The sequence below is a fragment of the Angustibacter luteus genome (assembly GCF_039541115.1).
GTDB lineage: Bacteria > Actinomycetota > Actinomycetes > Actinomycetales > Angustibacteraceae > Angustibacter > Angustibacter luteus.
Map to the genome: position 1 here is coordinate 376,145 of NZ_BAABFP010000007.1, position 24,721 is coordinate 400,865.

The 24,721-nt window shown below is 72.4% G+C and carries 25 protein-coding genes; 12 read left to right on the forward strand and 13 right to left on the reverse strand.

All coding sequences use genetic code 11. The annotated features are described in order from the left end of the window. Positions 1–10: 10 nt before the first annotated feature. The gene (ettA, locus tag ABEB17_RS15895) at positions 11–1,687 is read left to right on the forward strand and encodes an energy-dependent translational throttle protein EttA (RefSeq protein ID WP_345717709.1); all 1,677 of its coding nucleotides are present in this window, start codon (positions 11–13) and stop codon (positions 1,685–1,687) included. Between the two features lie 72 nt (positions 1,688–1,759). Here ettA and ABEB17_RS15900 read toward each other — a convergent pair whose 3' ends face one another. Continuing rightward, a complete protein-coding gene (locus ABEB17_RS15900) occupies positions 1,760–2,434 on the reverse strand; it encodes a fasciclin domain-containing protein (protein WP_345717710.1) in 675 nt (224 codons plus the stop codon). 138 nt (positions 2,435–2,572) lie between these two features. On the opposite strand from ABEB17_RS15900, the gene ABEB17_RS15905 reads away from it, so the two are divergent. Next, a complete protein-coding gene (locus ABEB17_RS15905; protein ID WP_345717711.1) occupies positions 2,573–3,133 on the forward strand; it encodes an RNA polymerase sigma factor in 561 nt (186 codons plus the stop codon). Further along, positions 3,130–3,801 (forward strand): anti-sigma factor, encoded by a 672-nt coding sequence (locus ABEB17_RS15910; RefSeq protein ID WP_345717712.1) that lies wholly within the window; start codon positions 3,130–3,132, stop codon positions 3,799–3,801. Before ABEB17_RS15905 ends, ABEB17_RS15910 begins: the two co-directional genes overlap by 4 nt. Before the next feature lie 22 nt (positions 3,802–3,823). On the opposite strand, the gene ABEB17_RS15915 is transcribed toward ABEB17_RS15910, so the two are convergent. The 3 genes from ABEB17_RS15915 to ABEB17_RS15925 all read right to left on the reverse strand — a co-directional run bounded on the left by ABEB17_RS15915 (position 3,824) and on the right by ABEB17_RS15925 (position 6,284). Beyond that, complete coding sequence (locus tag ABEB17_RS15915; RefSeq protein WP_345717713.1) at positions 3,824–4,303, reverse strand: C40 family peptidase; 480 nt, start codon at positions 4,301–4,303, stop codon at positions 3,824–3,826. A gap of 353 nt (positions 4,304–4,656) precedes the next feature. Further along, positions 4,657–5,571 carry an acyl-CoA thioesterase gene (locus ABEB17_RS15920; RefSeq protein ID WP_378227142.1) on the reverse strand — a complete coding sequence of 305 codons (915 nt, stop codon included), beginning with the start codon at positions 5,569–5,571 and terminating at the stop codon, positions 4,657–4,659. Further along, positions 5,568–6,284 carry a TetR/AcrR family transcriptional regulator gene (locus tag ABEB17_RS15925; RefSeq protein ID WP_345717714.1) on the reverse strand — a complete coding sequence of 239 codons (717 nt, stop codon included), beginning with the start codon at positions 6,282–6,284 and terminating at the stop codon, positions 5,568–5,570. The genes ABEB17_RS15920 and ABEB17_RS15925 overlap by 4 nt, the downstream gene beginning before the upstream one ends. 115 nt (positions 6,285–6,399) lie before the next feature. Here ABEB17_RS15925 and ABEB17_RS15930 point away from each other — a divergent pair, with 115 nt between their 5' ends. Genes ABEB17_RS15930 through ABEB17_RS15945 form a run of 4 tightly spaced genes read left to right on the forward strand, consistent with a single transcriptional unit; the run spans position 6,400 to position 10,163 of the window. After that, on the forward strand, positions 6,400–7,545 hold the full coding sequence (locus ABEB17_RS15930) for an acyl-CoA dehydrogenase family protein (protein WP_345717715.1): 1,146 nt from the start codon (positions 6,400–6,402) through the stop codon (positions 7,543–7,545). Between the two features lie 20 nt (positions 7,546–7,565). Continuing rightward, positions 7,566–8,345 carry an SDR family oxidoreductase gene (locus tag ABEB17_RS15935; protein ID WP_345717716.1) on the forward strand — a complete coding sequence of 260 codons (780 nt, stop codon included), beginning with the start codon at positions 7,566–7,568 and terminating at the stop codon, positions 8,343–8,345. A gap of 26 nt (positions 8,346–8,371) precedes the next feature. Further along, positions 8,372–9,370 carry an NADPH:quinone oxidoreductase family protein gene (locus tag ABEB17_RS15940; protein WP_345717946.1) on the forward strand — a complete coding sequence of 333 codons (999 nt, stop codon included), beginning with the start codon at positions 8,372–8,374 and terminating at the stop codon, positions 9,368–9,370. Continuing rightward, the gene (locus ABEB17_RS15945; protein WP_345717717.1) at positions 9,363–10,163 is read left to right on the forward strand and encodes an SDR family oxidoreductase; all 801 of its coding nucleotides are present in this window, start codon (positions 9,363–9,365) and stop codon (positions 10,161–10,163) included. Before ABEB17_RS15940 ends, ABEB17_RS15945 begins: the two co-directional genes overlap by 8 nt. Positions 10,164–10,205: 42 nt before the next feature. Here ABEB17_RS15945 and ABEB17_RS15950 read toward each other — a convergent pair whose 3' ends face one another. The 4 genes from ABEB17_RS15950 to ABEB17_RS15965 all read right to left on the reverse strand — a co-directional run bounded on the left by ABEB17_RS15950 (position 10,206) and on the right by ABEB17_RS15965 (position 14,924). After that, on the reverse strand, positions 10,206–11,810 hold the full coding sequence (locus ABEB17_RS15950; protein WP_378227143.1) for a glucoamylase family protein: 1,605 nt from the start codon (positions 11,808–11,810) through the stop codon (positions 10,206–10,208). A 72-nt stretch (positions 11,811–11,882) separates the two neighbouring features. After that, a complete protein-coding gene (locus ABEB17_RS15955) occupies positions 11,883–13,112 on the reverse strand; it encodes an acyl-CoA dehydrogenase family protein (RefSeq protein WP_345717718.1) in 1,230 nt (409 codons plus the stop codon). Between the two features lies 1 nt (position 13,113). After that, the gene (locus ABEB17_RS15960) at positions 13,114–13,896 is read right to left on the reverse strand and encodes an alpha/beta fold hydrolase (protein WP_345717719.1); all 783 of its coding nucleotides are present in this window, start codon (positions 13,894–13,896) and stop codon (positions 13,114–13,116) included. Further along, positions 13,893–14,924 (reverse strand): phosphotransferase family protein, encoded by a 1,032-nt coding sequence (locus ABEB17_RS15965; protein ID WP_378227144.1) that lies wholly within the window; start codon positions 14,922–14,924, stop codon positions 13,893–13,895. Before ABEB17_RS15965 ends, ABEB17_RS15960 begins: the two co-directional genes overlap by 4 nt. A 67-nt stretch (positions 14,925–14,991) precedes the next feature. Between ABEB17_RS15965 and ABEB17_RS15970 the strand changes: the two genes are divergently transcribed. The 5 genes from ABEB17_RS15970 to ABEB17_RS15990 all read left to right on the forward strand — a co-directional run bounded on the left by ABEB17_RS15970 (position 14,992) and on the right by ABEB17_RS15990 (position 19,347). Next, on the forward strand, positions 14,992–15,453 hold the full coding sequence (locus ABEB17_RS15970; protein WP_345717720.1) for an acyl-CoA thioesterase: 462 nt from the start codon (positions 14,992–14,994) through the stop codon (positions 15,451–15,453). Then, a complete protein-coding gene (locus tag ABEB17_RS15975; RefSeq protein WP_345717721.1) occupies positions 15,446–16,090 on the forward strand; it encodes a DUF8185 domain-containing protein in 645 nt (214 codons plus the stop codon). Before ABEB17_RS15970 ends, ABEB17_RS15975 begins: the two co-directional genes overlap by 8 nt. Before the next feature lie 73 nt (positions 16,091–16,163). Continuing rightward, positions 16,164–17,678, forward strand: a complete 1,515-nt coding sequence (locus ABEB17_RS15980) for an arylsulfatase (RefSeq protein WP_345717722.1) — start codon at positions 16,164–16,166, stop codon at positions 17,676–17,678. 56 nt (positions 17,679–17,734) lie between these two features. Next, positions 17,735–18,733, forward strand: coding sequence for a formylglycine-generating enzyme family protein (locus tag ABEB17_RS15985; protein ID WP_345717723.1), 999 nt, complete (start codon positions 17,735–17,737; stop codon positions 18,731–18,733). A gap of 83 nt (positions 18,734–18,816) precedes the next feature. Next, positions 18,817–19,347 carry a protealysin inhibitor emfourin gene (locus ABEB17_RS15990; RefSeq protein WP_345717724.1) on the forward strand — a complete coding sequence of 177 codons (531 nt, stop codon included), beginning with the start codon at positions 18,817–18,819 and terminating at the stop codon, positions 19,345–19,347. Here the strand turns inward: ABEB17_RS15990 and ABEB17_RS15995 are convergent. The 5 genes from ABEB17_RS15995 to ABEB17_RS16015 all read right to left on the reverse strand — a co-directional run bounded on the left by ABEB17_RS15995 (position 19,322) and on the right by ABEB17_RS16015 (position 24,721). After that, complete coding sequence (locus ABEB17_RS15995) at positions 19,322–21,022, reverse strand: glycoside hydrolase family 13 protein (RefSeq protein ID WP_378227145.1); 1,701 nt, start codon at positions 21,020–21,022, stop codon at positions 19,322–19,324. The genes ABEB17_RS15990 and ABEB17_RS15995 overlap by 26 nt on opposite strands. A gap of 65 nt (positions 21,023–21,087) precedes the next feature. Continuing rightward, positions 21,088–21,477, reverse strand: coding sequence for a globin (locus ABEB17_RS16000; RefSeq protein WP_345717725.1), 390 nt, complete (start codon positions 21,475–21,477; stop codon positions 21,088–21,090). A 108-nt stretch (positions 21,478–21,585) separates the two neighbouring features. After that, on the reverse strand, positions 21,586–22,596 hold the full coding sequence (locus ABEB17_RS16005) for a hypothetical protein (RefSeq protein ID WP_345717726.1): 1,011 nt from the start codon (positions 22,594–22,596) through the stop codon (positions 21,586–21,588). Further along, on the reverse strand, positions 22,593–23,099 hold the full coding sequence (locus ABEB17_RS16010) for a SigE family RNA polymerase sigma factor (protein ID WP_345717727.1): 507 nt from the start codon (positions 23,097–23,099) through the stop codon (positions 22,593–22,595). The genes ABEB17_RS16005 and ABEB17_RS16010 overlap by 4 nt, the downstream gene beginning before the upstream one ends. Before the next feature lie 38 nt (positions 23,100–23,137). Beyond that, positions 23,138–24,721 carry an SDR family oxidoreductase gene (locus ABEB17_RS16015; protein WP_345717728.1) on the reverse strand — a complete coding sequence of 528 codons (1,584 nt, stop codon included), beginning with the start codon at positions 24,719–24,721 and terminating at the stop codon, positions 23,138–23,140.

Below are 24,721 nucleotides of genomic sequence, written 5' to 3' on the forward strand. Positions count from 1 at the left end.
CCTAGGGGGCATGCCCGAGTTCATCTACACCATGACCAAAGCGCGCAAGGCCCACGGCGAGAAGGTCATCCTCGACGACGTGACGATGTCGTTCTACCCCGGCGCCAAGATCGGCGTCGTGGGGCCGAACGGCGCCGGCAAGTCGACGATCCTCAAGATCATGGCGGGGCTCGACCAGCCCTCGAACGGCGAGGCCAGGCTGAGCCCCGGCTACAGCGTCGGCATCCTGCTGCAGGAGCCGCCGCTGAACGAGGAGAAGACCGTCCTCGGCAACGTGGAGGAGGGCGCCGGCGAGATCAAGGCGGCCCTCGACCGCTACAACGCGATCGCCGCCGAGATGGCCGAGAACTACTCGGACGCGCTGATGGAGGAGATGGGCACCCTCCAGGAGCAGATCGACGCCGCGGACGCGTGGGACCTCGACAGCCAGCTCGAGCAGGCGATGGACGCGCTGCGGTGCCCGCCGCCGGACGCTGACGTCACCGTGCTGTCCGGCGGCGAGCGCCGCCGGGTCGCGCTGTGCAAGCTGCTGCTGCAGAAGCCCGACCTTCTCCTGCTCGACGAGCCCACGAACCACCTGGACGCCGAGAGCGTGCAGTGGCTCGAGCAGCACCTGGCTGCGTACGCGGGTGCCGTACTCGCCGTCACGCACGACCGGTACTTCCTGGACAACGTCGCCGAGTGGATCGCCGAGGTCGACCGCGGCCGGCTGTACCCCTACCAGGGCAACTACTCGACGTACCTGGAGAAGAAGGCCGAGCGACTGCAGGTCCAGGGCAAGAAGGACGCCAAGACCGCCAAGCGGCTCAAGGAAGAGCTCGAGTGGGTGCGGTCCAACGCCAAGGGTCGCCAGACCAAGTCGAAGGCCCGCCTGGCCCGGTACGAGGAGATGGCGTCCGAGGCCGAGCGCACCCGCAAGCTCGACTTCGAGGAGATCCAGATCCCGGCCGGCCCGCGGCTCGGCAGCGTCGTCATCGAGGCCGCCTCGCTGCGCAAGGGGTTCGACGACCGGATCCTGATCAACGACCTGTCGTTCACGTTGCCCCGCAACGGGATCGTCGGTGTCATCGGCCCGAACGGCGTCGGCAAGACCACCCTGTTCAAGACGATCGTGGGCCTCGAGCCGATCGACAGCGGCGACCTCAAGATCGGCGAGACGGTCAAGATCTCGTACGTCGACCAGAGCCGTGGCGGCATCGACCCGAAGAAGAACGTGTGGGAGGTCGTCAGCGACGGCTTGGACTACATGAAGGTCGGCAACGTCGAGATCCCCTCGCGCGCCTACGTGTCGACGTTCGGGTTCAAGGGTCCGGACCAGCAAAAGGCGGCCGGTGTGCTGTCCGGCGGCGAGCGCAACCGGCTGAACCTGGCGCTGACCCTCAAGCAGGGCGGCAACCTGCTGCTGCTCGACGAACCCACGAACGACCTGGACGTCGAGACCCTCGGCTCGCTGGAGAACGCGCTCCTGGAGTTCCCCGGCTGCGCCGTCGTGATCAGCCACGACCGGTGGTTCCTGGACCGGGTGGCCACGCACATCCTCGCCTACGAGGGCGACGACGCGGACCCCTCGAAGTGGTACTGGTTCGAGGGCAACTACGAGTCCTACGAGGCGAACAAGGTCGAGCGGCTGGGTGCCGACGCTGCGCGTCCGCACCGCGTCACGTACCGCAAGCTCACCCGCGACTGAGCCCCTCGCCGCACGAAGCGACCCACCCGCCGAGCTGGCTGCTCGGGGGGTGGGTCGCTTCGCGTCCGGGACTCAGAGGTCGGCGGGCCGCAGCACGAAGCTGATGCCGTGCGCGATCTGCACGTTCCCCTTGTTGATGTCCAGCTTGCCGGGCACCAGGAACGGGTTGATGTCGTTGCGGTCGTTGTCGACGAGCTGGACGATGCCGAACCACCGGCTGAGGACGTCGACCTTGAACGTGGCGCCCGGCAGCGCGGTCTGCAGGACCGCCCCGTCGGAGCGCAGCGCCTGCTTCGCCGTGATCGTGGCGCCCGGCACCACGTGGTAGAGCAGGACGGCCTCGATGGTGTCGATGCCCAGCGTGGCGGCGGCCGCGAAGACCTGCGCCTCGGCGCGGTACCAGTGCCCGGTCAGGTCAGCCACGAGCACCTGGAAGGCGCGGTCGGTGGGCAGGAACGCGGTCAGCGGCACCGTGCCGTCGGCCAGGACCGCGACGGGACTGGACGGCTTCGCGGCCAGCACCGCCCCGACGGCGGCGTCCACGATGTCGAAGTCCGACCAGTTGCGGTCGAACGAGTGCCCGTCGGCCGCCAGCACGGCGGCGAGGCTGTTCGTGCCCAGCGCGGCCGACGTGGGCCGGGCGCGGTGCTGGGTCGAGGCGCTCGCCGACGGAGCGACGGCGAGGGCGGTCGCGCCGAGCAGGGCTGCGGCGACGACAGAGGTGATGGAGCGGCGGATCACGGACACGTTGCCTCCCGAGCAGGGACCCCGCGTCGTTGCGGGGTCTGGGGTGTTCCGGTCGACCCCTCTTCGGCCCGGACGGCTGGCGCGGTTGCATCGCTCCGCACTGCAACCGGTCGCGCCCCCCGGTACGAAGTAGCCATCGTGGAGGTGGTGGACGCGCTGGGGCCTCGGCTGGCCAGCGGAGACGAGGCAGCGCTTGAGGAGTGCTACGCCCTGATCGGTCCCACGGTGCTCGCCTACCTGCGCCGGCACGTCGGCCAGGACGAGGCCGAGGACGTGCTGCAGAGGACGTTCCTGGATGTCTGGCGCGGCTCGAACCGGTACGACCCGCGGCAGAGCCTGTCGGGCTGGGTGTTCACGATCGCTCGTCGGCGGGCCATCGACACGTTGCGGGGTCGGCACCCCACGGTGGTCAGCGTCGACGTCCTGCGTGACCTGGTCGGCGAGGACGGCCGCGAGATCGCCGAGCGGTTCGCCTGGGCGGCGGACCTGCGGGCCGCGATGAGCCGCCTGCCGGACGCCCAGCGCCAGGCCCTCGAGATGGCCTACTTCGAGGACCGCACGCAACGAGACATCGCCCAGGTGCTCGACGTCCCGCTCGGCACGGTGAAGGCCAGAATGGCCCGCGGGACCAAGGCACTCGGGGAGCTGCTGACGCAGGACGACCCGCCGGCGATGGAGAGGGGAGGTGAGCTCGAGTGAGCCACGAGCTGTCGGACCAGGACCTGCTCGCGCTGCTGCGCGGGGAGCTGGACCGCGCCAGGACGCGGGACGTCGTGCAGCACCTGCGCGAGTGCGAGACCTGTCGCTCGGAGCTCGTCGAGGTCGCCGCCGTGCACGGCCCGCTCACCGCGGTCGCCCGCCTGCTGCGCACCGAACCGACCCCCGAGGTCGCGGCCGCGCCGCTGCCGGCACTCGACGTCCGGCGGCACCGCCGGTTCCCGGTCTGGCTGGCCGCCTGCGCGGCGGCCGTCGTGGTCCTGGTCTGCGGAGCTGTCGGGATCGACCGGTGGCAGGGTGGCGACGAGGCCGTCCCGACGTCCAGGACCGTTGCGCTGCAACCGGTCACCGGGGAGGGTACGGGCGAGGTCAGCATGTCCGGGACCGCGACGGACGACGACCTGACCCGGATGCGGATCACCACCGCCGGGCTCGCACCGGCCGGGGCCGGGCACTTCTACTACGCGTGGCTGCTGGACCCGGTCACCAACAAGATGCTGCCGCTCGGCGTCGTCTCGCCCGACGGCTCGACCCGGTTCGACGTCTCCGACGACCTGGTCAGCCGCTACCACGCCGTCGACATCAGCCTGCAGGACGACGACGGGAACCCCGCGCACTCCGCGACCTCGGTGCTGCGCGCCGGCTACTGACCGCCGCGCAGCACCCGGTGGGTCAGCGGACCCGGCCGTACCGCACGTGCGACGTCCACAGCGGGACCTTCTTGACCCGCTTGCCGGGCCGCGGCGCGTGCCAGACCTTGCCGTGGCCGGCGTAGATGGCCACGTGGTAGACGTGCTTGCCGTGGAAGAAGAACACCAGGTCCCCGGCTCGCCGTGAGGTCTTGCGGATGTGTGCGGTGGCGTTCCACTGACCCTGGGCCGTGCGGGGCAGCCGCTTGCCGACCTTGAGGTAGCTCCAGCGGGTCAGGCCGGAGCAGTCGAACGCCTTGGGGCCCTGGGACCCGTGGTGGTACCTGGCGCCCTTGCGGGTCGCCGCCACCTTGACGGCGTGCATGCCCACGGAGGCGGAGACCGCGGCGTCCGCGGAGCTGCTGCTCAGGGCAGCCAGGGGGATCGCCAGCCCGACGGCCACCGCAGCGCCGATGACGAGCCGGAAGAGGGCAGGATGAATCACGCGACGGGTCGCGGTCATGGGTACTCCAGGTCAGCGCCTGCGAAGCGGGACCTGTCGGGGTCGGGGACCTGTTCCCCGGTCCACCGTCTGCGAGCCTCGACCTGCGAGGTTCCAGCGGTGTCCTTACCCCCAAGAGCTGCCATGGTGCACGGCCGCTCGAACTACCTGGGCGCTCCGTACCTGCCACCAACGCGTCGTGTAGACGACTCCCTGGTGCCGTGACAGGTCTCGGCGTGACACCAGGCGCCCCGTCGTCTGACGAGGGCTTGCAGGTGTCATCGGCGGCGCCGGGCGATCGCTGAAGCCTTTGTGGTCGAGGTCACCTCGAAGTCGACCGGTTCGGAGTAGCGGGGTTGAGCACGAATCCGTGCTCAGCTGATCAGCTCGGCGGGGACCCGCAGCATGCCCTCCTGCGCCACCGACGCGACCAGCCGTCCGTCCTGGCTGAAGATCCGTCCGATCCCCAACCCCCGCGCGCCGGACGCCGACGGGCTGGCCTGCACGTACAGCAGCCACTCGTCGACCCGCACCGGCCGGTGCCACCACATGGCGTGGTCCAGGCTGGCGGCCTTCAGGCCCGGCGTGGCCCAGGTGCCGCCGTGCCGGCGCAGTACCGACTCCAGCAGCGTGTAGTCGCTCGCGTAGCCGAGCACCGCCCGGTGCAGCAGCGGGTCGTCGGGCATCGCGGACGGCGTCCGCATCCAGACCGCGTTGCGGGCCACCCGCTCGGGGTCGGCCTCCCAGTACAGCGGCGACTGGACGTGCCGCAGGTCCATCGGGCGCTCGCGCGCCCAGTACTGGGCGACCGGGTGGTCGATGTGCCCGAGGAGCTCGACCGTGGTGGGCAGCTCGTCCGGGCCCGGGACGTCGGGCATCGGGTCCTGGTGGTCCAGCCCGGGCGCCTCGTCCTGGAACGAGGCGATCATCGACAGGATCGGCTTGCCGAACTGGATGGCGTGCACCCGCCGGGCGCTGAACGAGCGGCCGTCACGCAGCCGCTCCACGGCGAACGTGATGGGCTCGCTGGAGTCCCCGGGCCGCAGGAAGTAGCCGTGCATCGAGTGGACGTCGCGCCCGGGCTCGACCGTTCGACCGGCCGCCACCAGGGTCTGGCCGAGCACCTGGCCGCCGAAGACCCGCCCGTGCGGCTGGCGCTGGCTCTCGCCGACGAAGAGGTCCTGGCCGTGCTCGTCCTGACCGTGCGGGGCGAGGTCGAGCACCTGCAGCAGGCTGCCCAGCAGCTGGGCGCCGTCCCCGTCCGGCTCCGGCGTCGTCCGCTCGCTCACGTGTCCTCCGTCGTCCTGGCCGTCGCGCTGGCTGCCGTGCTGGCCGTCGTGCTGGCCGTCGTGCTGCTGGCGCCCAGCATGCGCAGGGCCAGCCTGCCGTACAGGGCGGCGACGTCCTCCGGCGACTCCCGGCCGGCGGGGTCGAACCAGCGGGCCACGTCGATGCACAGCGACAGGACGGCGCGGGTCACCCCGTGCGGGTCGTCGACGGCGAGCTCGCCGGCCTCGACCCCGCGGCGCACCTCGCCCTCGACGAGGGACTCGATCGAGCGCCGCATCCGGGCCACCTCGGCGCGGTCCTGCGCGCTCAGGGCACCGAGCTCGTACTGGACGACGCGGGCGACCTTGTGGTGCCGGGCGTGCCAGGCGGTGAAGGTCTGCACGAAGTGCTCCAGGCGCTCCGCGCTGCCGCCAGGCACCTCGGGTACGTCGGGTCGATCGGGCAGGTCGGGTGGGTCGGTGGCCAGCGAGGCCCGGACGAGCTGCAGAGCGCCCTCGTGGCCGAGCAGGCTGACCTGCGCCAGCACGGCCGCCTTGCTCGGGTAGTGCACGTACAGACCGGCGGGGGACAGGCCGGCCGCGACGGCGATGTCGCGCGTCGTGGTGGCGTGGAACCCGCGGTCGGCGAACGCCTCGACGGCGGCCTCGACGATGCGTCGGGAGGTCTCGTTCAGGCCGACGAACGCGCCGGACTCGAGTGCTCCGGTGGTCACGCGAACCCCCTCGCAGGTGTCGTCCGACCGCTTGGCAGACCGCTTGACAGGGTGCGGCTGGTTCGGGAGGCTAGCAGGTAAGCAAGCGCTTAGTCACCACCTTCTGGAGGTCCCGGTGCGCCGCACCCTGTTCAGCGAAGAGCACGAGGCGCTGCGCGCCACGGCCAAGGAGTTCCTGGCCCGTCATGTGATCCCGCACCAGGACGAGTTCATCGAGAACCGCGGCCTGCCGCGCGAGTTCTGGCTCGAGGCCGGCAAGCAGGGACTGCTCGGCCTGCACATCCCCGACGAGTGGGGCGGCGGCGGCAGCGAGGACTACCTGTTCGGCGTCGCGGTGGCCGAGGAGTTCGCCAAGGTGTCGGCGTCCATCTCGTCGTGTTTCGGCATCCACGGCAGCGTGTGCGCGCCGTACCTGACCGAGCTGACGACCGACGAGCAGAAGGCGCGGTGGCTGCCCCGGTTCTGCACGGGCGAGCTGGTCTGCGCGATCGCGATGACCGAGCCCAGCGGCGGCTCCGACCTCGCGGCGCTCAAGACCAACGCCGTGCGCGACGGTGACGACTGGATCCTCAACGGCTCCAAGACGTTCATCACCAACGGCTACAGCGCCGACCTGGTGATCGTCGCCGCCCGCACCGACCCGTCGAAGGGCGCCCGCGGCATCACGTTGTTCGGCGTCGAGACCGGCATGGAGGGCTTCACCCGCGGCCGCAAGCTCGACAAGGTCGGCCAGACCGAGTCCGACACCGCCGAGCTGTTCTTCCAGGACGTGCGGGTGCCGGACGCGCTGCGCATCGGCGAGGAGGGTCAGGGCTTCATCTCGATGATGGAGCGGCTGGTGCAGGAGCGCGTCGGCGCGGCCCTGGCGAACATCGCGCACGCCTCGCAGATCCTGGACGAGACGATCGAGTACGTGAAGCAGCGCAAGGCCTTCGGCCAGTCCGTGGGATCGTTCCAGCACAACAAGTTCAAGGTGGCCGAGCTGAAGACGAAGGTCGACGTCACCCAGGCGTTCGTCGACAAGTGCATCGTGCTGTTCGCCCAGGGCGACCTGTCGTCGGCCGAGGCGGCCGAGGCCAAGTGGTGGAGCGCCCAGGTGCAGAACGACGTGCTCGACGAGTGCGTGCAGCTCTACGGCGGCTACGGCTACATGAACGAGTACCGCGTGGCACGCGCCTGGCGGGACGCCCGGGTCACCAAGATCTGGGCCGGCTCGAACGAGATCATGAAGGAGCTCATCGGCCGGGACCTGGGCCTGTGACCGGGGCTGTGACCGGGCCTGTGACCGGGCCTGTGACCGGGCCGGTGCGCCGCTTCGAGGGCAAGACCGCGATCGTCACCGGAGCCTCCCGCGGCATCGGCCTCGGCATCGCCGAGCGCCTGGTGGCCGAGGGTGCCACGGTGGTGATCACCGCTCGCAACCCCGACGCGCTGGACGAGGCGGTGGCGGCGCTCGGTGGCCCGGCCGTCGCGCTGGCCGTGGCCGGCCGCTCGGACGACGCCGACCACCGGGCCGAGACGGTCGAGCGGGCGGTCGCCACCTTCGGCGGTCTGGACTTCCTGGTGAACAACACCGGCATCAACCCGGTCGCCGGCCCGTTGCTGGACCTCGACCTCGACGCCGGCCGCAAGATCGCCGAGACCAACATCGTCTCGACCCTGGCCTGGACCCAGCTCGCCGTAAAGGCGGGCATCGGCGAGCGGCGCGGGGCCGTGGTCAACATCTCGTCGATCGCCGGCGTGCAGCCCGCCCCCGGGATCGCGTTCTACGGCGCCAGCAAGGCCGCCGTCATCTCGCTGACCGAGTCGCTGTCGATCGAGCTCGCGCCGAACGTGCGGGTGAACGCGGTCGCGCCGGCCATCGTCAAGACCAAGTTCGCCGAGATGCTCTACGCGCACGACGAGGAGCGTGTGGCCCGGCACTACCCGCTGAAGCGGCTGGGACTGCCCGCCGACATTGCCGGGCCCGTCGCGTTCCTGCTCTCGGACGACGCGGGCTGGGTCACCGGCCAGACCATCGTGGTCGACGGCGGCATCAGCAAGTCGGGTGGCCTCGGATGAGTGACGGACCCGCTGTGCCGCACACGATGCAGGCCTGGCAGGTCGTCCAGCACGGTGCCCCCGCGGACGCCCTGGAGCGGCGCGAGGTACCGGTGCCGGCGATCGGACCGGGGGAGGTGCTCGTCGAGGTCGCGGCCTGCGCGCTGAACTACCCCGACACCATGCTGGCCGCGGGGACGTACCAGCTGCGGCCGGAGCTGCCGTTCACCCCCGGCATCGAGCTCTGCGGAACCGTTGCGGCCGTGGGCGAGGGCGTCGAGACGCTCGCCGTGGGCGACCGCGTGCTCGGCACGCCGAACCTGCCGCACGGCGCGCTCGCGGACTACGCGGTGATGTCGGCCGTGACCGCCTTCCCGGCGCCGGAGGCGCTCGACGACGCCCAGGCCGCCGCCCTGTACGTCGGCTACCAGACGGGCTGGTTCGGGCTGCACCGGCGAGCCGGTCTGCTGGCCGGTGAGACGCTGCTCGTGCACGCCGCGGCCGGGGGGGTCGGCAGCGCCGCCGTCCAGCTCGGCAAGGCCGCCGGCGCCCGCGTGGTCGCGGTCGTCGGGGGAGCGGAGAAGGCCGAGGTCGCCTGGGAGCTGGGCGCCGACGAGGTCGTGGACCGGCACGCCGCAGGCGATCTCGCGGGGCTGGTCGGCGCCCTCAAGGCGGCCTGCGGCCCGGGCGGCGCGGACGTCGTCTACGACCCCGTCGGCGGGGACGCGTTCGCCGCCTCCACCAAGGTGGTTGCGTTCGAGGGGCGGATCGTCGTCGTCGGCTTCACCAGCGGCACGGTGCCGCAGGCCGCCCTGAACCACGCCCTGGTGAAGAACTACGGCGTCCTGGGCCTGCACTGGGGCCTGTACGTGCAGCACGACCCGGGTGCCGTGCGGCACGCCCAGCAACAGGTCAACGACCTCGTGGCCGCCGGGCTCGTCCAGCCTCTCGTGTCCGAGCGGATCGCTGCGGCGGCCGTGCCCGACGCGTTGGCCCGGCTCGCGGCCGGCCGCACGACCGGCCGGGTGGTGGTCGTCCGTGACTGAGCCCGTCTTCGACCTGCAGGACGCGGGGGTCGTCGTCACCGGGGGCGGGTCGGGCATCGGCGCCGAGCTGTGCCGCCGCTTTGCCACGCGCGGCGCGCGGGTGGTCGTCAACGACCTGAATCCTGATGCGGCGCAGGCCGTGGCGAGCGAGATCGGTGCGCTGGCCGCGCCGGGGGATGCAGCCACCGCCGAAGGGGTGGCCGCACTCGTCGCGCTGGCCCGCGAGCACCTCGGCGAGGTGGACCTGTTCTGCGCCAACGCCGGCGTCGCCCCGCGGGGTGGTCCGGTCGGCCCGGGCGCCACCACCCCGCAGGCCTGGTCCCAGGCCCTCGAGGTCAACGTGCTCGCCCACGTGCGGGCCGCCGAGGAGCTCCTGCCGGCCTGGCTCGAGCGGGGCCGCGGGCACCTGCTCGTCACCGCCTCCGCCGCCGGGCTGCTCACGATGCTCGGCAGTGCGCCGTACGCGGTGACCAAGCACGCCGCGGTCGCGTTCGCCGAGTGGATGCGACTCACCTACTCCCACCGCGGGATCGTCGTCCAGGCGCTGTGTCCGCAGGGCGTCCGGACGCCGATGCTCGAGGGGTCTGGTCGACTCGGCCGCGCACTCCTGGAGCCCGATGCGGTGGACGTCTCCGTCGTCGGCGACGCCGTGCTGGCCGCGTTGCGGACCGGCGAGTTCCTCGTCCTGCCGCACCCCGAGGTGGCCGGCTACCTCGCCGCCAAGGCGGCCGACCCCGACGGCTGGGTGGACTCGATGAACCGGCTCCAGCAGCGGCTGGAGTCCGGTCGCTGAGCTCGGTCGCTGAGCCCGGCCACTGAACCGCCAGGCTCGGCGCTAGCGGTCCACGCCGGCTGAGAAGACCTCGCGGGCCAGCAGCGGGCGCAGCCGTCGCTCGACGTCCGGGGTGACGAACGCCTGGTGCAGGCTGCCCTCGAGCACGTTGCCGATCGCGCCCATCACCATCGCCTGGTCCAGCGACAGGTACGTCCTGGCCACCGTGCCCGACCGCACCGCGACGGCGTCGTAGAAGCCGCCGTCGCCGTAGGCGCCGAGGTTCTGCTTGAGCCTGGCCAGGTTGTCCATCGCGGCCCGCGGGGCGTAGGGCAGCGCCAGGAACGACGCGTGCGGGGTGACGACCCCGTCGCCGAACGTCGGTGCGGGCGCCGTCGCAGGGCGGCAGTCGCCGAACCCGCCGTCCACGGCCGTCTTCTCGGCGTCCGAGTAGTAGCCGTCCGAGTTCATTCCGATCGCGTCGACGCCGTACTCGCGGTACCCGCCACCGGGCGTGCTGGACGGCGAGAAGCCCCAGTAGCCGTACTTCGCGTCGTCCAGACCGTGCTCGATCTGGGCGCGCACGGTCAGCGGGTGGTTGACCGCCCAGCTGCGCTTGCCCCAGGCCGACTCCGGCACGAAGAGGTCCGGCATCAGGGACTCGAACATGTCGCCGCCCCAGCTCGGCACCAGCCGCATACCGCGGTACCGGTAGGCGCCCTCGTAGACCGGGACGCCGAGGTAGGTCCTGGTGGTGCCGACCGGCTGCTGCTCCTGCCAGGACCAGTCGCAGGTGCTCGGGAAGGTGCGCCACGTCGCGTAGTAGGCCTGCGGCGGGATCTCGCCCCGCGCGATGCCCAGGTAGAGCGCGATGCGTGCTTCCGTCACCGTCGTGTCGTAGCTGTTGCAGGTGTACCAGACGTCCGGGCCGCGGTCGCGGTAGTTGTCCACGACCGCGCAGCCGGTGGGGGCGGTGTCCCAGAAGCCGCCGCGGATGAAGCCGGCGCTCACCCCGTCGCGCGCCGGCGCGGGGTTGTAGAAGAAGCCGAAGTCCATGGGGCGCAACAGGTCCTGGGCCTGCCGGCGCAGCTGCGGCTCGGCGCCGGAGACCACCATGAGCGCCGCCGCCAGCCAGCCGTTGTCGACGCTGGACAGGAACGGGGTGATCGGGTCCCCGGACGTCGGCCACACCGTGAGCTTGGCCGCGGTGTGCTCGTCGTACCAGTTGTAGAACATGCCGCTGGCCGGGTGACGGTCCATGTGCTGCAACGTCCGCAGCGTCGTGGACAGCCGCCGCAAGGCCTCGCGGTGGGAGATCACCCCGGTGTCCCGCGCCACCACGGTGCTCCACAGGTAGCCGCCGATGTTGGTCGGCGAGGTGTAGCCGGACCGGACCGGCGCTGTGACCGGGCCGGTCATGTTGTCCGCCGGCAGCCCGGTGGCGTCGTCCGTCATGGCGACGAACGAGCGCCAGGTGTCGGCGGCGTAGCGGCGCAGCGTGGCCTGGTCAGCCCGGGTGAGCCGGTCCGACGTCGGCCTCGCGCCGGACGTCGCGCTGGCGGTGGACGTCGCGCTAGCGGTGGACGTCGCGCTGGCGGTGCTCACCCCCGCGGCCAGGGTGAGCGGGATCAGGCTCGCGACGGTCAGCAGAACGGTGCGACGGTGCACGGTGTGGGACCTCCCATGGGATCTTCCCCACCCGGCACCCTGTCCGAGGTGTCCGAATCGCGCAACTTCAGATCAGGAGTAGCGGGCCAGCTCGCGGCGCGCCAGCGACATGCGGTGCACCTCGTCCGGACCGTCGGCGAGCCGCAGGGTGCGCGCCGCGACCCACAGCTCGGCGAGCGGGGTGTCCTGCGAGACGCCGGCTCCGCCGTGCACCTGGATCGCGTCGTCGATGACCCGCTGGGCCATCAGCGGCACCGCGATCTTGATGGCCTGGATCTCGGCGTGCGCCCCCTTGTTGCCGACCGTGTCCATCAGCCAGGCGGTCTTGAGCACCAGCAGCCGGGCCTGCTCGATGGCGACCCGCGCGTTCGCGACCTGCTCGCGCACCACACCCTGCTGGGCCAGCGGCCGGCCGAACGCCTCCCGCTCGTTGGCCCGCCGGCACATGAGCTCGAGCGCTCGCTCCGCCATGCCGATCAGCCGCATGCAGTGGTGGATCCGGCCTGGCCCCAACCGGGCCTGGGCGATCGCGAACCCCTCGCCCTCGCCCTTGAGGATGTTGGCCGCCGGGACCCGCACGTCGTCGAACGCGACCTCGGCGTGCCCGCCGTGCGGGGCGTCGTCGTACCCGAACGTGTGCAGGGCACGGACGACGCGCACCCCCTCGGCGTCCCGCGGGACCAGGATCATGGACTGCCGGCGGTGCCGGTGCACGCTGTCGTCGGCCGGGTCCGCCGACTGGCCCATGACGACGAAGATCTCCGCCGCCGGGTCCATCGCACCGGTCGACCACCACTTGCGCCCGCTGACGACGTACTCGTCACCGTCGCGCCGGATCCTGGTCTCGATGTTCGTCGCATCGGACGAGGCGACGTCGGGCTCCGTCATGCAGAAGGCCGAACGGATCCGCCCGTCCAGCAACGGTTCCAGCCACTGCGACTGCTGCTCGGGAGTGCCGAACTCCGCCAGCACCTCCATGTTCCCGGTGTCCGGTGCCGCGCAGTTCAGCGCCTCCGGCGCGAGCCACGGGGAGCGCCCGGTCAGCTCCGCCAGCGGCGCGTACTGGGCGTTCGTCAGGCCCGCGCCGTGCTCGCCCGGGATGAACAGGTTCCACAGGCCCTGCGCCCTGGCCGCAGCCTTGAGCTCGGTGACGACGGCCGGTCGCGACCACTCGCGGTCGGTGCCGCGGGCCCGCTGGACCTGCTCGTGCAGCACCGCCTCCGCGGGGTACACGTGCTCAACCAGGAAGGTCTGCAGCCGCTCCGCGAGCGCGCGGGTGCGGTCGTCGTAGGCGAAGTCCACGTCAGGCCTTTCCGTCGGCGGGCTCGGCGGGTGCGGCGAGCTCGGCGAGCAACAGGTAGCCGGTCTGCTCGGGCCGCTCCAGCCCGGGCAGGTGCCCGGCCCACGCCAGCTCCACCAGCCGAGCGTGCGGCATCACGTCGGCCAGGTGCCGGGCGACGTCTTGGAAGAGGTCGAGGTCCTGGCCGCCGCTGAAGGCCACCGTGGGGACCTCGATCGTCGCGGCGTCCACGTCCGGCCGGACCGGGTCGAGGTCGTCGTCGGCAACCAGCTGGATCTCGAAGGTACGGCGCTGCATCTCGCCCAGGGCATCCCGAGCAGCCGGAGTCGCGTCCGGGCCCAGCCAGGTCTGCACGTTCAGCGCGACCGCGGCCTCGACGTCCCCGGCCTCGAGGAGGGCGTCCTCGGCCTCGCCGAACGCCTCGACGGCCGGGGTGCGCTGAACCCCCGGGTAGGCCGCACAGAGCAGCAGCAGCTGCGAGACCCGTTGCGGCGCAACGGTGGCCAGCTCCAGCGCGATCCGGCCGCCGTACGAGGAGCCGACCACGGCGACCCGCTCGATCCCGAGCGCGTCCAACAGGGCCAGCAGGTCGGCACTGTCGCTCCAGCCCGGCTCGGGAGGTGGTGGGGTTTCACCGAAGCCGCGCAGGTCCGGCCGCACGACCCGGTGCCTGGCCGTCAGCGCGGCCCACTGGCCGTCCCACTGCCGGCGGTCCGCCGCGCCGGAGTGCAGCAGCAGCACCGCCTCGCCGTCGCCGGCCACGTCGTGCGCGAGCAGGTCACTCATGGCGTCTCCTCCAGTGCGAGCCGTCCCGTCGAGACCAGTCCGGGCACCACGGCGCCGATCTGGTCGAACCCTGCCCCGACGGTCTGGCCCTGGGTGTACCGGTAGTGGATGCCCTCGAGGATCACCGCCAGCTTGAAGCAGCCGAACGCCACGTACCAGGGCAGCGCGGTCAGGTCGAGACCCGCGCTGGCCGCGTAGCGCTGCGCCAGCTCGCCGCCGCTCGGGAAACCGCGCACCGCGGCGGGCATGTCCGTGATCGAACCCAACGCGGGGGTCGACTCGTCGCCCCAGTAGACGAGGAGCAGCCCGAGGTCGGTCAGGGGGTCGCCGAGAGTGGCCATCTCCCAGTCCAGCACCGCGGCGACGTCCCAGCGCTCGGGGCGCACCAGCAGGTTGTCCAGCCGGAAGTCGCCGTGCACCACGGTGGCTCGCTGAGCGGCCGGCACGGCTGCTGCCAGGGCGGCGTGCAGCTCGTCGATCCCGGCCACCTCCCGGCTGCGGCTCGCCGCCAGCTGCTTGCCCCACCGCGACACCTGCCGGGTCAGGAAGCCGTCCGGGCGGCCGAAGTCACCGAGCCCCACCGCGCCGGGATCGACCGAGTGCAGGGCCGCCAGCGTGTCCACCAGGCGCTCCGCCAGCGGCCCCCGGGCCGTCTCGGGGACGCTCATCAGCTGCTCGCTCGTGCGCAGCACCAGGCCGTCCACCCGCTCCATCACGTAGAACGGCGCGTCCAGCGGCGAGTCGTCCGCGCACAGCAGCAGCGGTTCCGGGACGGGCACCGCGCCACCGTGCAGGGCGCCGATCACCCGGAACTCGCGGCTCATGTCGTGCGCGGTAGCCAGCACGTGCCCGAGCGGCGGCCGGCGCAGCACCCAGCGGTGCGTGTCGTCGTCCAGCCGGTAGGTGAGGTTGGACCGCCCACCGGCGATCAGCTCGGCCCGCAGGTCGCCGTCCCGCAGTCGCGGGTGGTGGACGTCGAGCCACCGGGTCAGCGCGGCGAGGTCGAGTCCACGGGGCACGCCAGGCACCGTATCCCAGCCCGATCACGGCCGCTGGGTTGCCGTGACCCACCGCTGGCAAGGCAGGATGTCGGCCATGGCCCGCTACCGCTGCGACTACCCGATGCGCTGGTCCGACATGGACGCCTACGGCCACGTGAACAACGTGCAGTACCTGCGGTTCTTCGAGGACGCCCGGATCGAGGCGTTCGCCGCGCACCAGGCGGGCGAGGGGGACAAGAGCCTGCTCGACGCCGGGATCCTGGTCGTGCGGCACGAGATCGAGTACCTCAAGCCGCTGAAGTGGCGTCCTGAGCCGGTGCACATCGACCTCTGGATCACCGAGCTAAAGGGCGCCCGCATCGACGTCGGGTACGAGGTGTACGACGCGCACGAGGGTGCCGAGCGGGTTCGGTACGCCGTGGCGGAATCCACCCTGGTGATCTTCGACCTGGTCAGCGAGCGGCCGAAGCGCATCGGCCAGGCCGACCTGGAGCGCCTGGACGCGCTGCGCGGCGAGCCCGTGCCGTTCCGGGTGCGACGGTCCCGCAGTGAGTGACCTGCTGCTGCCGGACCCGCAGACCGCCGCGGACCTGACCACCTACCTGGCTCGCGCCCGCCGGGTCGACCCGGACGGCGCGGCCCGGCTGGTCGCGGCCGGGACGGCGCTGGCGGTCTACGTCTCGCCGGTGCACGGCGGCTCGGGGCCGACGGTGCTGGGGCTGCGCGTCGTCCCGCTCGCCGCGCCGGCGGCGCTGGACCGGACGGTCCCGTTGTCGGCACTGGCGGACCGGCTCGCGAGGCCCTCCGCTGAGACCGGCACCGTGGCGCTGCCCGTGCCGCCGATGGACGCCACGGACGCCGGGTGGGCCGGGGTCACGCCACCGCGCACCGGGTGGCAGGCGGTCGGCGCGCTCGACGTCCAGGCCCTCGGCGTGGCGGCCCGGGCCGGGATCGACGAGATCGCCACCGGCGCCGGCGAGGGCTCCGGTTCGGCCGCGGTCGTCCGGCTGCGGGCCCTCGTCTGGGGCCGCGACCTGGACGGCGTGGACGGCGTCCCGGCCGGTGCCGCGTACGTGGCCGAGTCGTTGGGCTTCCTGGGAGCGGACGAGCCGGTCACCCTGCACGCGCAGGGGCCGTGGCGCCGGCTGTCCAGCGTCCGCGGCCACGTGATCGCGCGGCGCTCGCTGATCTGAGCCGTCCCGGCCGTCCGCGCGCCACCCACCGCGGGTGATGCCAGCCCCGTCCGCCCGCACCTACGTTCGAGGCATGCCTCAGTCCACCCCGAACATCCTGATCATCCTCGCCGACGACATCGGCTGGTCCGACCCGAGCTGCTACCACCAGGGCCTGATGGGCACCCGGACGCCGAACATCGACCGCATCGCGGCGGACGGCGTGCGGCTCACCGACTGCTACGCGCAGGCGAGCTGCACGGCCGGTCGCGCCGCGCTGATCACGGGGCAGCTGCCGATGCGCACCGGTCTCACGACGGTCGGCATGCCCGGTGCGCCGCAGGGTATCCAGGCCGAGGACCCCACGCTGGCGGAGCTGATCAAGCCGCTCGGGTACCTGACCGCGCAGATCGGCAAGAACCACCTCGGGGACCGCAACGACTACCTGCCCACCGTGCACGGCTGGGACGAGTTCTACGGCAACCTCTACCACCTCAACGCCGAGGAGGAGCCGGAGCAGCCTGACTACCCGCGCGACCACCCGGCCTTCCAGCACTTCTTCAAGCCGCGCGGCGTGCTGGAGTGCACGGCGAGCGACGTGGATGACGACACCGTCGACGAGCGGTTCGGCCGAGTGGGCAAGCAGACCATCCGCGACACGGGTCCGCTGACCCGCGAGCGCATGGAGACCATCGAGGACGACCTGCTCGCGCACTCGGTCGACTTCATGACCCGGGCCCGCGACGCGGACAAGCCGTTCCTGCTGTGGCACAACACGACCCGCATGCACGTCTGGACCCACCTGTCCGAGCGGTGGAAGGACAAGACGGGGTTCGGCCTGTATGCGGATGGCATGCAGGAGCTGGACTGGGTGGTCGGTGAGCTCCTGGGCAGCCTCGACGAGCTCGGCATCGCCGACGACACGATCGTGATCTTCGCGACCGACAACGGCGCCGAGAAGTTCAGCTGGCCGGACGGCGGCACCTCGCCCTTCCGCGGCGAGAAGGGCCTGGGCTGGGAGGGCGGCTTCCGGGCGCCGTTCGCGATCCGCTGGCCCGGGCACATCCCGGCCGGCCAGGTGCTGAACGGGATCTTCTCGCTGGAGGACGTCGTCCCCACCCTGATGGCGGCGGCCGGGGACCCGGACATCAAGGAGAAGCTGCTGGCCGGGCACCAGGCCGGCGACAAGCACTTCAAGGTCCACCTGGACGGGTACAACCAGCTGCCGTACCTCACCGGCGAGGTCGAGGAGTCGGCCCGCGACGAGTTCTACTACTACGGCGAGCACGACCTGTTCGCGATCCGGTACCGGAACTGGAAGATCCACTTCCAGGTCAAGGACGACTGGTTCGCCGGGCAGCTCAAGCGCTCGACGGTGCCGCTGCCGGTGAACCTGCGGGTCGACCCGTTCGAGCAGCACATGGAAGCGCCGTCCTACCCGATCTACGTCGGCGAGAAGCTGTGGACCGTCATGCCGGCGGGCTACATCCTGCAGCTGCACGCCAACACGTTCGCGGACTTCCCGCCGCGGCAGGCGCCGGCCGACTTCAACCCGACGCAGATGCTCGCCACCGTGCTCAGCAAGGTGGCCGGTGGGGTCGCCAACTGACCGGCTCGACCGGCCCCGGGTTGAGCGAGCCGCGCCTGGTGCATGAGGCTGTCCCCATGACGGTCGACGCCCGCGAGGCCCCCTCGGCACCCCCGGCACCGGGGATGGTGTGGATCCCCGGTGGTGAGTTCGCGATGGGGTCGGAGCAGTTCTACCCGGAGGAACGCCCGGTGCGCCGCGTCGCGGTCGACGGCTTCTGGATGGACGAGCACCCGGTGACCGTCGAGGCCTTCCGCGAGTTCGTCACCGAGACCGGCTACGTCACGATGGCCGAGCGCCCGCTCGACGCCGCCGACTACCCGGACGCCGACCCGCAGCTGCTCGTCCCGGGATCCCTGGTGTTCCGCAAGAGCGCGGGCCCGGTCGACCTCAACGACAACCGCATGTGGTGGCAGTACGAGCCGGGCGCGTCCTGGCAGCGCCCCACGGGGAAGGGCAGCTCGTCCGCCGGCCGCCCGAACCACCCCGTCGTGCACGTCGCCTGGGAGGACGTGAACGCGTACTGCCGGTGGGCCGGCAAGGAGCTGCCCACCGAGGCCGAGTGGGAGTTCGCCGCCCGCGGCGGCCTCGACGGGGCGGTGTTCGCCTGGGGCGACGAGCACTTCCCGGAGGGTCGCGCGATGGCGAACACCTGGCAGGGCGAGTTCCCCTGGCAGAACCTGCTGGTGGACGGGCACGAGGGCACCTCGCCGGTGGGCAGCTTCCCGCCCAACGGGTACGGCCTGCTCGACATCACCGGGAACGTCTGGGAGTGGACCTGCGACTTCTACACGAACCCGGGCCCGAGCCAGCACTCCTGCTGCGTCCCCCGCAACCCTCGGGTGACCAGCCCTGACGAGTCCTTCGCCGCCGCCGGAGAGCCGGGCTCGAACCTCCCGCGCATGGTGATCAAGGGCGGCTCGCACCTGTGCGCCCCCAACTACTGCCTGCGCTACCGGCCTTCGGCGCGCCAGGCTCAGATGGTCGACACCGGGACCGCGCACGTGGGCTTCCGCGGCATCATCCGCCCGGCCGGCGCACCGGAGCCCATCACCACCAGCACGACCACGACCTAGGCCGCTGTCGCGGGCGGGTCGCGGCAGCGCCGAACCAGATCCGGCGCAAACGGGTGGAACCGGACGTCACCCGCTAGCGTCCCATGACCATGCGACCTGACCTGCGAACGACGTCCGCCGCACGCCTGCTGCCCGCTCTGCTCGGCGGCGTCCTCGTCCTGGGTGCCGGCGCGTGCGGTTCCGAGCAGCCCGGCCCGGCCGCAGGGACGACGTCCGGTACGACGTCCGGGACGACGGCCGCGACGTCCACCGGCACGCCCGGTGTCCTGGCCGGTCCCGTGGTGCTCACCCGCACCGGCGGCATCGCCGGCATGCACGACGCCGTCGTCCTGAACCCGGACGGCACGTACACGGTCTCGCGCAAGGTGGGGGAGCCGGTCACCCGTACCGCGGACCCGGCGCAGGTGAAGGCGATCGCCGACGCCGTCGAGCAGGCGAACCTGCCCGCGCTGCCGGCGAGCACGCCGGACACCACGACCAGCGACCAGATCTACTACAAGCTCAGCGTCGGCTCGCGGACCTACGTGATCAACGGCACGCAGACGCCCGAGGAGGTCAAGCCCCTGATCGAGGCGCTGGGCGAGCTGTTCAGCGCGCCCGCACCCACACCGTGACGTCGGCCGGCAGGCCCTGCGACAGGTCCACCGGCACGCTGGTCAGCAGCACCTGTGCGCCGTCGGGCAGCGGCACGGTCCCGGTCCCCGTGTTGGCCAGCACGAGGACCTCGCCGGTGCGGAACGCGACGACCTCCGCCGGGTAGCCCTCCACCCAGGTCAGCTCACCCTCGCCGAGCCGCTCGGCCCGGCGCAGCGCGAGCGCCTCGCGGTAGGTCTCGTACGTCGACCCCGGTACGGCCCGCTGGGCGTCCAGGGCCAGCGCGGCCCAGCTCGCCGGCTGCGGGAGCCACGTCCTGCTCGTCGGGCCGAAGCCGTAGGACGGCGCGTCCGCGGACCACGGGAGGGGCACCCGGCAGCCGTCGCGGCCGCGGTGCTCGTGGCTCGAGCGCAGCCAGGTGGGGTCCTGCCGCACGTCGTCCGGCAGGGACGTGTGCTCGGGCAGCCCCAGCTCCTCGCCCTGGTACAGGTACGCGCTGCCGGGCAGCGCGAGCATCAGCATCGTGGCCGCCCGGCCGCGGCGCAGGCCGAGCTCGGCATCCGGCTGCGCGTCGTCCGCCCCGATGCCGTTCGGCAGCGCGGTGCCCGGCTCGAAGCCGAACCGGGTCGTGTGCCGCAGCACGTCGTGGTTGCTCAGCACCCAGGTCGCCGGTGCGCCGACCCCGGCCATCGCGGCCAGCGACTCGGTGATCACCTCGCGCAGCGGGGCGCCCTGCCAGGGGGTGACGAGGTAGGGGAAGTTGAACGACTGGTGCAGCTCGTCGGGGCGCACGTAGTCGGAGATGCGTGCGGCCGGGTAGACCCACGCCTCGGCGACGAGCACCCGGTCGCCGGCGTACTCCGCGACGACCCGGTGCCACTCGCGGTAGATCTCGTGCACCCCCGGCTGGTCCCAGAACGGGGGACGGGAGAAGCGCGAGTCGCCGCCCTCGAGCAGGTCGAGCTCGTGGTCCCAGTCCGGCAAGCCCTCGGCCTTGACCAGGCCGTGCGCGACGTCGATCCGGAAGCCGTTGACGCCGCGGTCCAGCCAGAACCGCAGGACCGAGTCGAACTCGGCGTGCACCACCGGGTTCGTCCAGTCCAGGTCCGGCTGCTTGACGTCGAACAGGTGCAGGTACCACTGGCCGGGCGCGCCGCCGGGCTCGGTGACCCGCGTCCACGCCGGGCCGCCGAACACGGAGCGCCAGCTGTTCGGCGGGAGCTCGCCGTGCTCGCCGAGCCCGTCCCGGAACAGGTACCGGGCACGCTCGGCGCTGCCCGGGCCGGCGGCCAGCGCCGCCTGGAACCAGGCGTGCTCGTCGCTGGTGTGGTTGGGCACGATGTCGACGATGACCCGCAGCCCGAGCTGGTGCGCGCGGGCCAGCAGGTCGTCCGCGGCGGCCAGGTCACCGAAGACCGGGTCGACCTCGCGGTAGTCCGCCACGTCGTAGCCGGCGTCCGCCTGCGGGGAGCTGTAGAACGGCGAGAGCCACAGCGCGTCCACGCCGAGCTCGGCCAGGTGCGGCAGCCGGGCGGTGATGCCGGGCAGGTCGCCGATGCCGTCGCCGTCCGAGTCGGCGAACGAGCGCGGGTAGACCTGGTAGATGACGGCGCTGCGCCACCACTCCTGGCCGGGGGCGGACGTCGCGAACGCGGCGGGCACGGCCGTGTGGGTCTCGAGGGGCTCAGCAGTCACCGCAGCAGGCTACGGGGTGCGGGCGCCGAGCGTGCGAGCGCTTGTCCGGCGCACCGGCGTGCCGGTCAGTCGGGGGTGTTGACCAACGAGTGCGCGGCCCGCTCCAGGTAGTCCCACAGGATCGCCTCGTGCACGGGGGCGAGCGCGACCTCGTCGACGGCGTCCCGCATGTGGTGCAGCCAGCGGTCGCGCATGTGGGTGGTCACCGCGAACGGGTGGTGCCGCATCCGCAGCCTCGGGTGGCCGCGCTCGTCGCTGTACGTCGTGGGGCCGCCCCAGTACTGCTCGAGGAACATCCGGAACCGGATCTCCGCGGGGCCCAGGTCGTCCTCCGGGTAGAGCGCGCGCAGCTCGGGGTCGCCGGCCACGCCCTGGTAGAACCGGTGCACGAGGGCGACGAAGGTGTCGTGCCCACCCACCTCGTCGTAGAAGCTGACCTGCTGCTGCTCGCTCACCCGCCCAGTCTCTCAAACCCCCACCCACGCCTCCGCCACCCAGGCCGGTTTCCGCCACTCAGCCCGCTTTCCGACGTCCGAATCCGGTCTGAACGGCGGAAGCGTGGGTCAGCGGGAGTAGACGCCCACCTCGACGAGGGCGCCCGGATCGGCGTCGCTGACGTCCAGCCGCAACCGCTGCTCGGCGGACCGCTTCAGGGTGAGGTCGACGGTCTTGGTCACCCGTTCCCCGGCGGGACAGCTCACCGTCTGCCGCCCGCCGTCCGCCGTGGTGGCAAGCAGCTGCTGCCGGCCGATGCACCGCACCACCAGGTGCACGGATCGTTGCTGCTCCATGATGATCTCGGCGCCACCCAGGACGTCGTCGCGAGACGACGTCTCGGCGCCGTCGGGTGATCCCGAGGCGTAGACCCAGCCGTCGGAGAGCGCCAGCGAGCTCACGAACGCGTAGCCCGCTGGTGCCTTGCGCAAGGGCGACAGGTCGATCACGTTCTCGCCGTCCAGCACCGCGACGGAGAACGTCGACCCCGCCGGCACCGGCCGGTCGAACCGCGCCTGCAGCCGGATCGCCGCCCCAGCCTTCGGGTCGACGGTGGCCAGGATGGTCCCGTCGACCGGCTCGCCGTCAGGTAGGCAGGTGACGGCGTGCGGCGCGACCGCAGTGCCACCGAGATCCGCCGACACGAGCACCGAGGTGCCGTCGTCCAGTGCGGCGTCCTTCGGGCCAGCGCACCGGACGACGATGCCCCCGCTGCTGCTGGCGGGCAGCACGACCTGCTTGGCCGGGCTCTCGTCGTCCGCGCCGGACAGCTGCGCGAGGACGCCCTGACCGCGGTACAGCACCGGCAGGGGTGGGAGGGCCGCCACGGCCGACGACGTCGGGGACGGCGAGGCCGCGGTCACCGGGCCGGGACCGTTCCCCGCGGTCAGACCGGTCGCGACCGCGGCGACGGCGACCATGGCCACGGTGACCAGGCCCGCCGCCCCACCGGTGCGACGGCGCTGCCGCTGGCGCACCCGAGCCCGGACGCCGGACAGCCGCGCGGAGGACGCCGCGTCGTAGGGCGCGTGGGACGCCTCGTCGAGGGCGGCGCGCAGCTCGTCCGTGCTCAGCGTCATGACTGCTCCTCGATCGGGAGGGAGGCGCGGGCGTCGGCCAGCGCGGGGGAGACGCGCAGCTGGGCCAGCGCCTTGGAGGTCTGGGACTTCACGGTGCCGACGCTGATCCCGAGGACGTCGGCCGTCTGGGCCTCGGTGAGGTCCTCGAAGAAGCGCAGGACGACGACGGCGCGCTGACGGCGCGGCAGCCGGGCCAGGGCGTCGACCAGCCCAGCCCGGGTGGCGACCGCGTCACCGTGGTCGGCGGACGCGACGTCCGGCAGGGTCTCGGTGGGGCGCTCGCCGTTCCAGCGCCGCCGCCACCAGGTCGCGAAGGTGTTCACGATGACCTTGCGCACGTAGGCGTCCGGCTCGGTCCGGATCCGGCCCCAGGCGGGCCAGGCCTTCGCCAACGCGGTCTGCACGAGGTCCTCGGCGAGCGCGTGGTCGTGGGTCAGCAGGTACGCGGTGCGGTGCAGCGCGTCACCGCGAGCCACCACGTAGGCCTCGAAGCCTGCGTCCACGTCGCCTCCGGGTGCTGCGGGCTCCTGGTCGGAGCCCCTCAGCCCTGACGACCACCCAGGGTGCCCGGAAGGTTGCCCGACGGGCGCCATTTCGCCGGCGATTCCCCCGCCTGACCGGGCGCCCGCCGGGCCGCCTGCTCGGCCGCGGCGGCGATCCCGCGCTGCATCCCGCCGAACACGATGCCGTGGAACGGCTTGATGGCCTGCCAGTACGCCTGCCCGGCCAGCCCTCGCGGGGCGAAGATGGCCCGCTGGCGGAACACCACGCCGTCCGTCGGCGCGTCCTGCGGGCCGTCCGCGGCGTCCTGCGGCGACTCGACGATCAGCTCGAGCCAGGCGAGGCCCGGCAGCCGCATCTCGGCGCGCAGCCGCAGCAGGTGCAGGTCCTCGATCTCCTCCACCCGCCACCAGTCGAGGGCGTCGCCGACGGCCAGGTCGTAGCGGTTGCGCCGGCCGCGCCGCAGACCGGGACCGCCGCTGAGCCGGTCCAGCACGCCGCGAGCCCACCAACCCAGCGGCCAGCTGTACCAGCCGTTCTCACCGCCGATGCCCTCGATGACCGACCACAACGCTTCCCGGGGTGCCTGTACCGGCGCGAAGCGTTCGTCGACGTAGAGCGTGCCGCCGGCCCAGTCCGGATCGCTGGGCAGCGGGTCGCTGGGCGTGCCGGGGATGCTGGCCGACGACCACGAGGTGTCCACGTCGTACGCCTGCACCTTGGCCAGCGCGAGCTCGAGCGCCCGGTCGAAGCCGACCAGGCCGCCGTCCGGGTCCGGGACGTAGCGCGCGATGTCGTGCTCCTTGCAGACCACCTCGTGCACCAGGGACTCGACCAGCGGACGGGCCAGGCTGTTCGGCACCGGGGTGACCACGCCGACCCAGTGGCTGGACAGCCGGGGCGTGAGCACGTTGACGGGGTAGATCCGTCGGCGCGGCAGCCCGGCTGCGGTCGCGTACCGGCGCATCATCTCGCGGTAGGTCAGCACGTCCGGACCGCCGATGTCGAAGCCGCGGCTGACCTCGGGGTCCACCTGGGCGGCGCCCACGAGGTAGCGCAGCACGTCGCGGACGGCGATCGGCTGGATCTTGTTGTCGACCCAGCGCGGGGTGATCATCACCGGCAGCCGCTCGGTGAGGTACCGGAGCATCTCGAAGGACGCCGAGCCCGAGCCGAGGATCACTGCCGCGCGCAGCACCGTGGTCGGCACCCCGGAGTCGAGCAGGATCTCGCCGACCTCCTTGCGGGAGTCCAGGTGCGGGGACAGGTCCTCGGTGTCGGGGTAGAGGCCGCCGAGGTACACCAGCCGCTGCGCGCCGCCGGCCCGGGCACCGCGGGCGAAGGAGCGGGCCATGTCACGGTCGCGGCGTTCGAAGCGCTTGCCGGAGCCGAGGCTGTGCACCAGGTAGTAGGCGACATCCGTGCCCTCGACGGCCTTGGTGACGGTGTCGACGTCCCCGACGTCCCCCTCGATGATCTCGACGTCGTCGCGCCAGGGCCGGTCCCGGAGCTTGTCCGGGCTGCGGACCAGGCAGCGGACGTCGTACCCGGCCTTCAGCAGCTCGGGGACGAGGCGGCCGCCGATGTATCCGGTGGCGCCGGTGACGAGTGCGAGGGGAGGCAT

Coding starts and splice junctions, on each gene's coding strand:
- ettA (WP_345717709.1), top strand. CDS start 11: ATGCCCGAGTTCATCTACACCATGACCAAAGCGCGCAAGGCCCACGGC.
- ABEB17_RS15915 (WP_345717713.1), bottom strand. CDS start 4,303: ATGACCGCGACCCGTCGCGTGATTCATCCTGCCCTCTTCCGGCTCGTC.
- ABEB17_RS15940 (WP_345717946.1), top strand. CDS start 8,372: ATGCAGGCCTGGCAGGTCGTCCAGCACGGTGCCCCCGCGGACGCCCTG.
- ABEB17_RS15960 (WP_345717719.1), bottom strand. CDS start 13,896: ATGAGTGACCTGCTCGCGCACGACGTGGCCGGCGACGGCGAGGCGGTG.
- ABEB17_RS15970 (WP_345717720.1), top strand. CDS start 14,992: ATGGCCCGCTACCGCTGCGACTACCCGATGCGCTGGTCCGACATGGAC.
- ABEB17_RS15980 (WP_345717722.1), top strand. CDS start 16,164: ATGCCTCAGTCCACCCCGAACATCCTGATCATCCTCGCCGACGACATC.
- ABEB17_RS15985 (WP_345717723.1), top strand. CDS start 17,735: ATGACGGTCGACGCCCGCGAGGCCCCCTCGGCACCCCCGGCACCGGGG.
- ABEB17_RS15990 (WP_345717724.1), top strand. CDS start 18,817: ATGACCATGCGACCTGACCTGCGAACGACGTCCGCCGCACGCCTGCTG.
- ABEB17_RS16005 (WP_345717726.1), bottom strand. CDS start 22,596: ATGACGCTGAGCACGGACGAGCTGCGCGCCGCCCTCGACGAGGCGTCC.
- ABEB17_RS16015 (WP_345717728.1), bottom strand. CDS start 24,721: ATGCCTCCCCTCGCACTCGTCACCGGCGCCACCGGATACATCGGCGGC.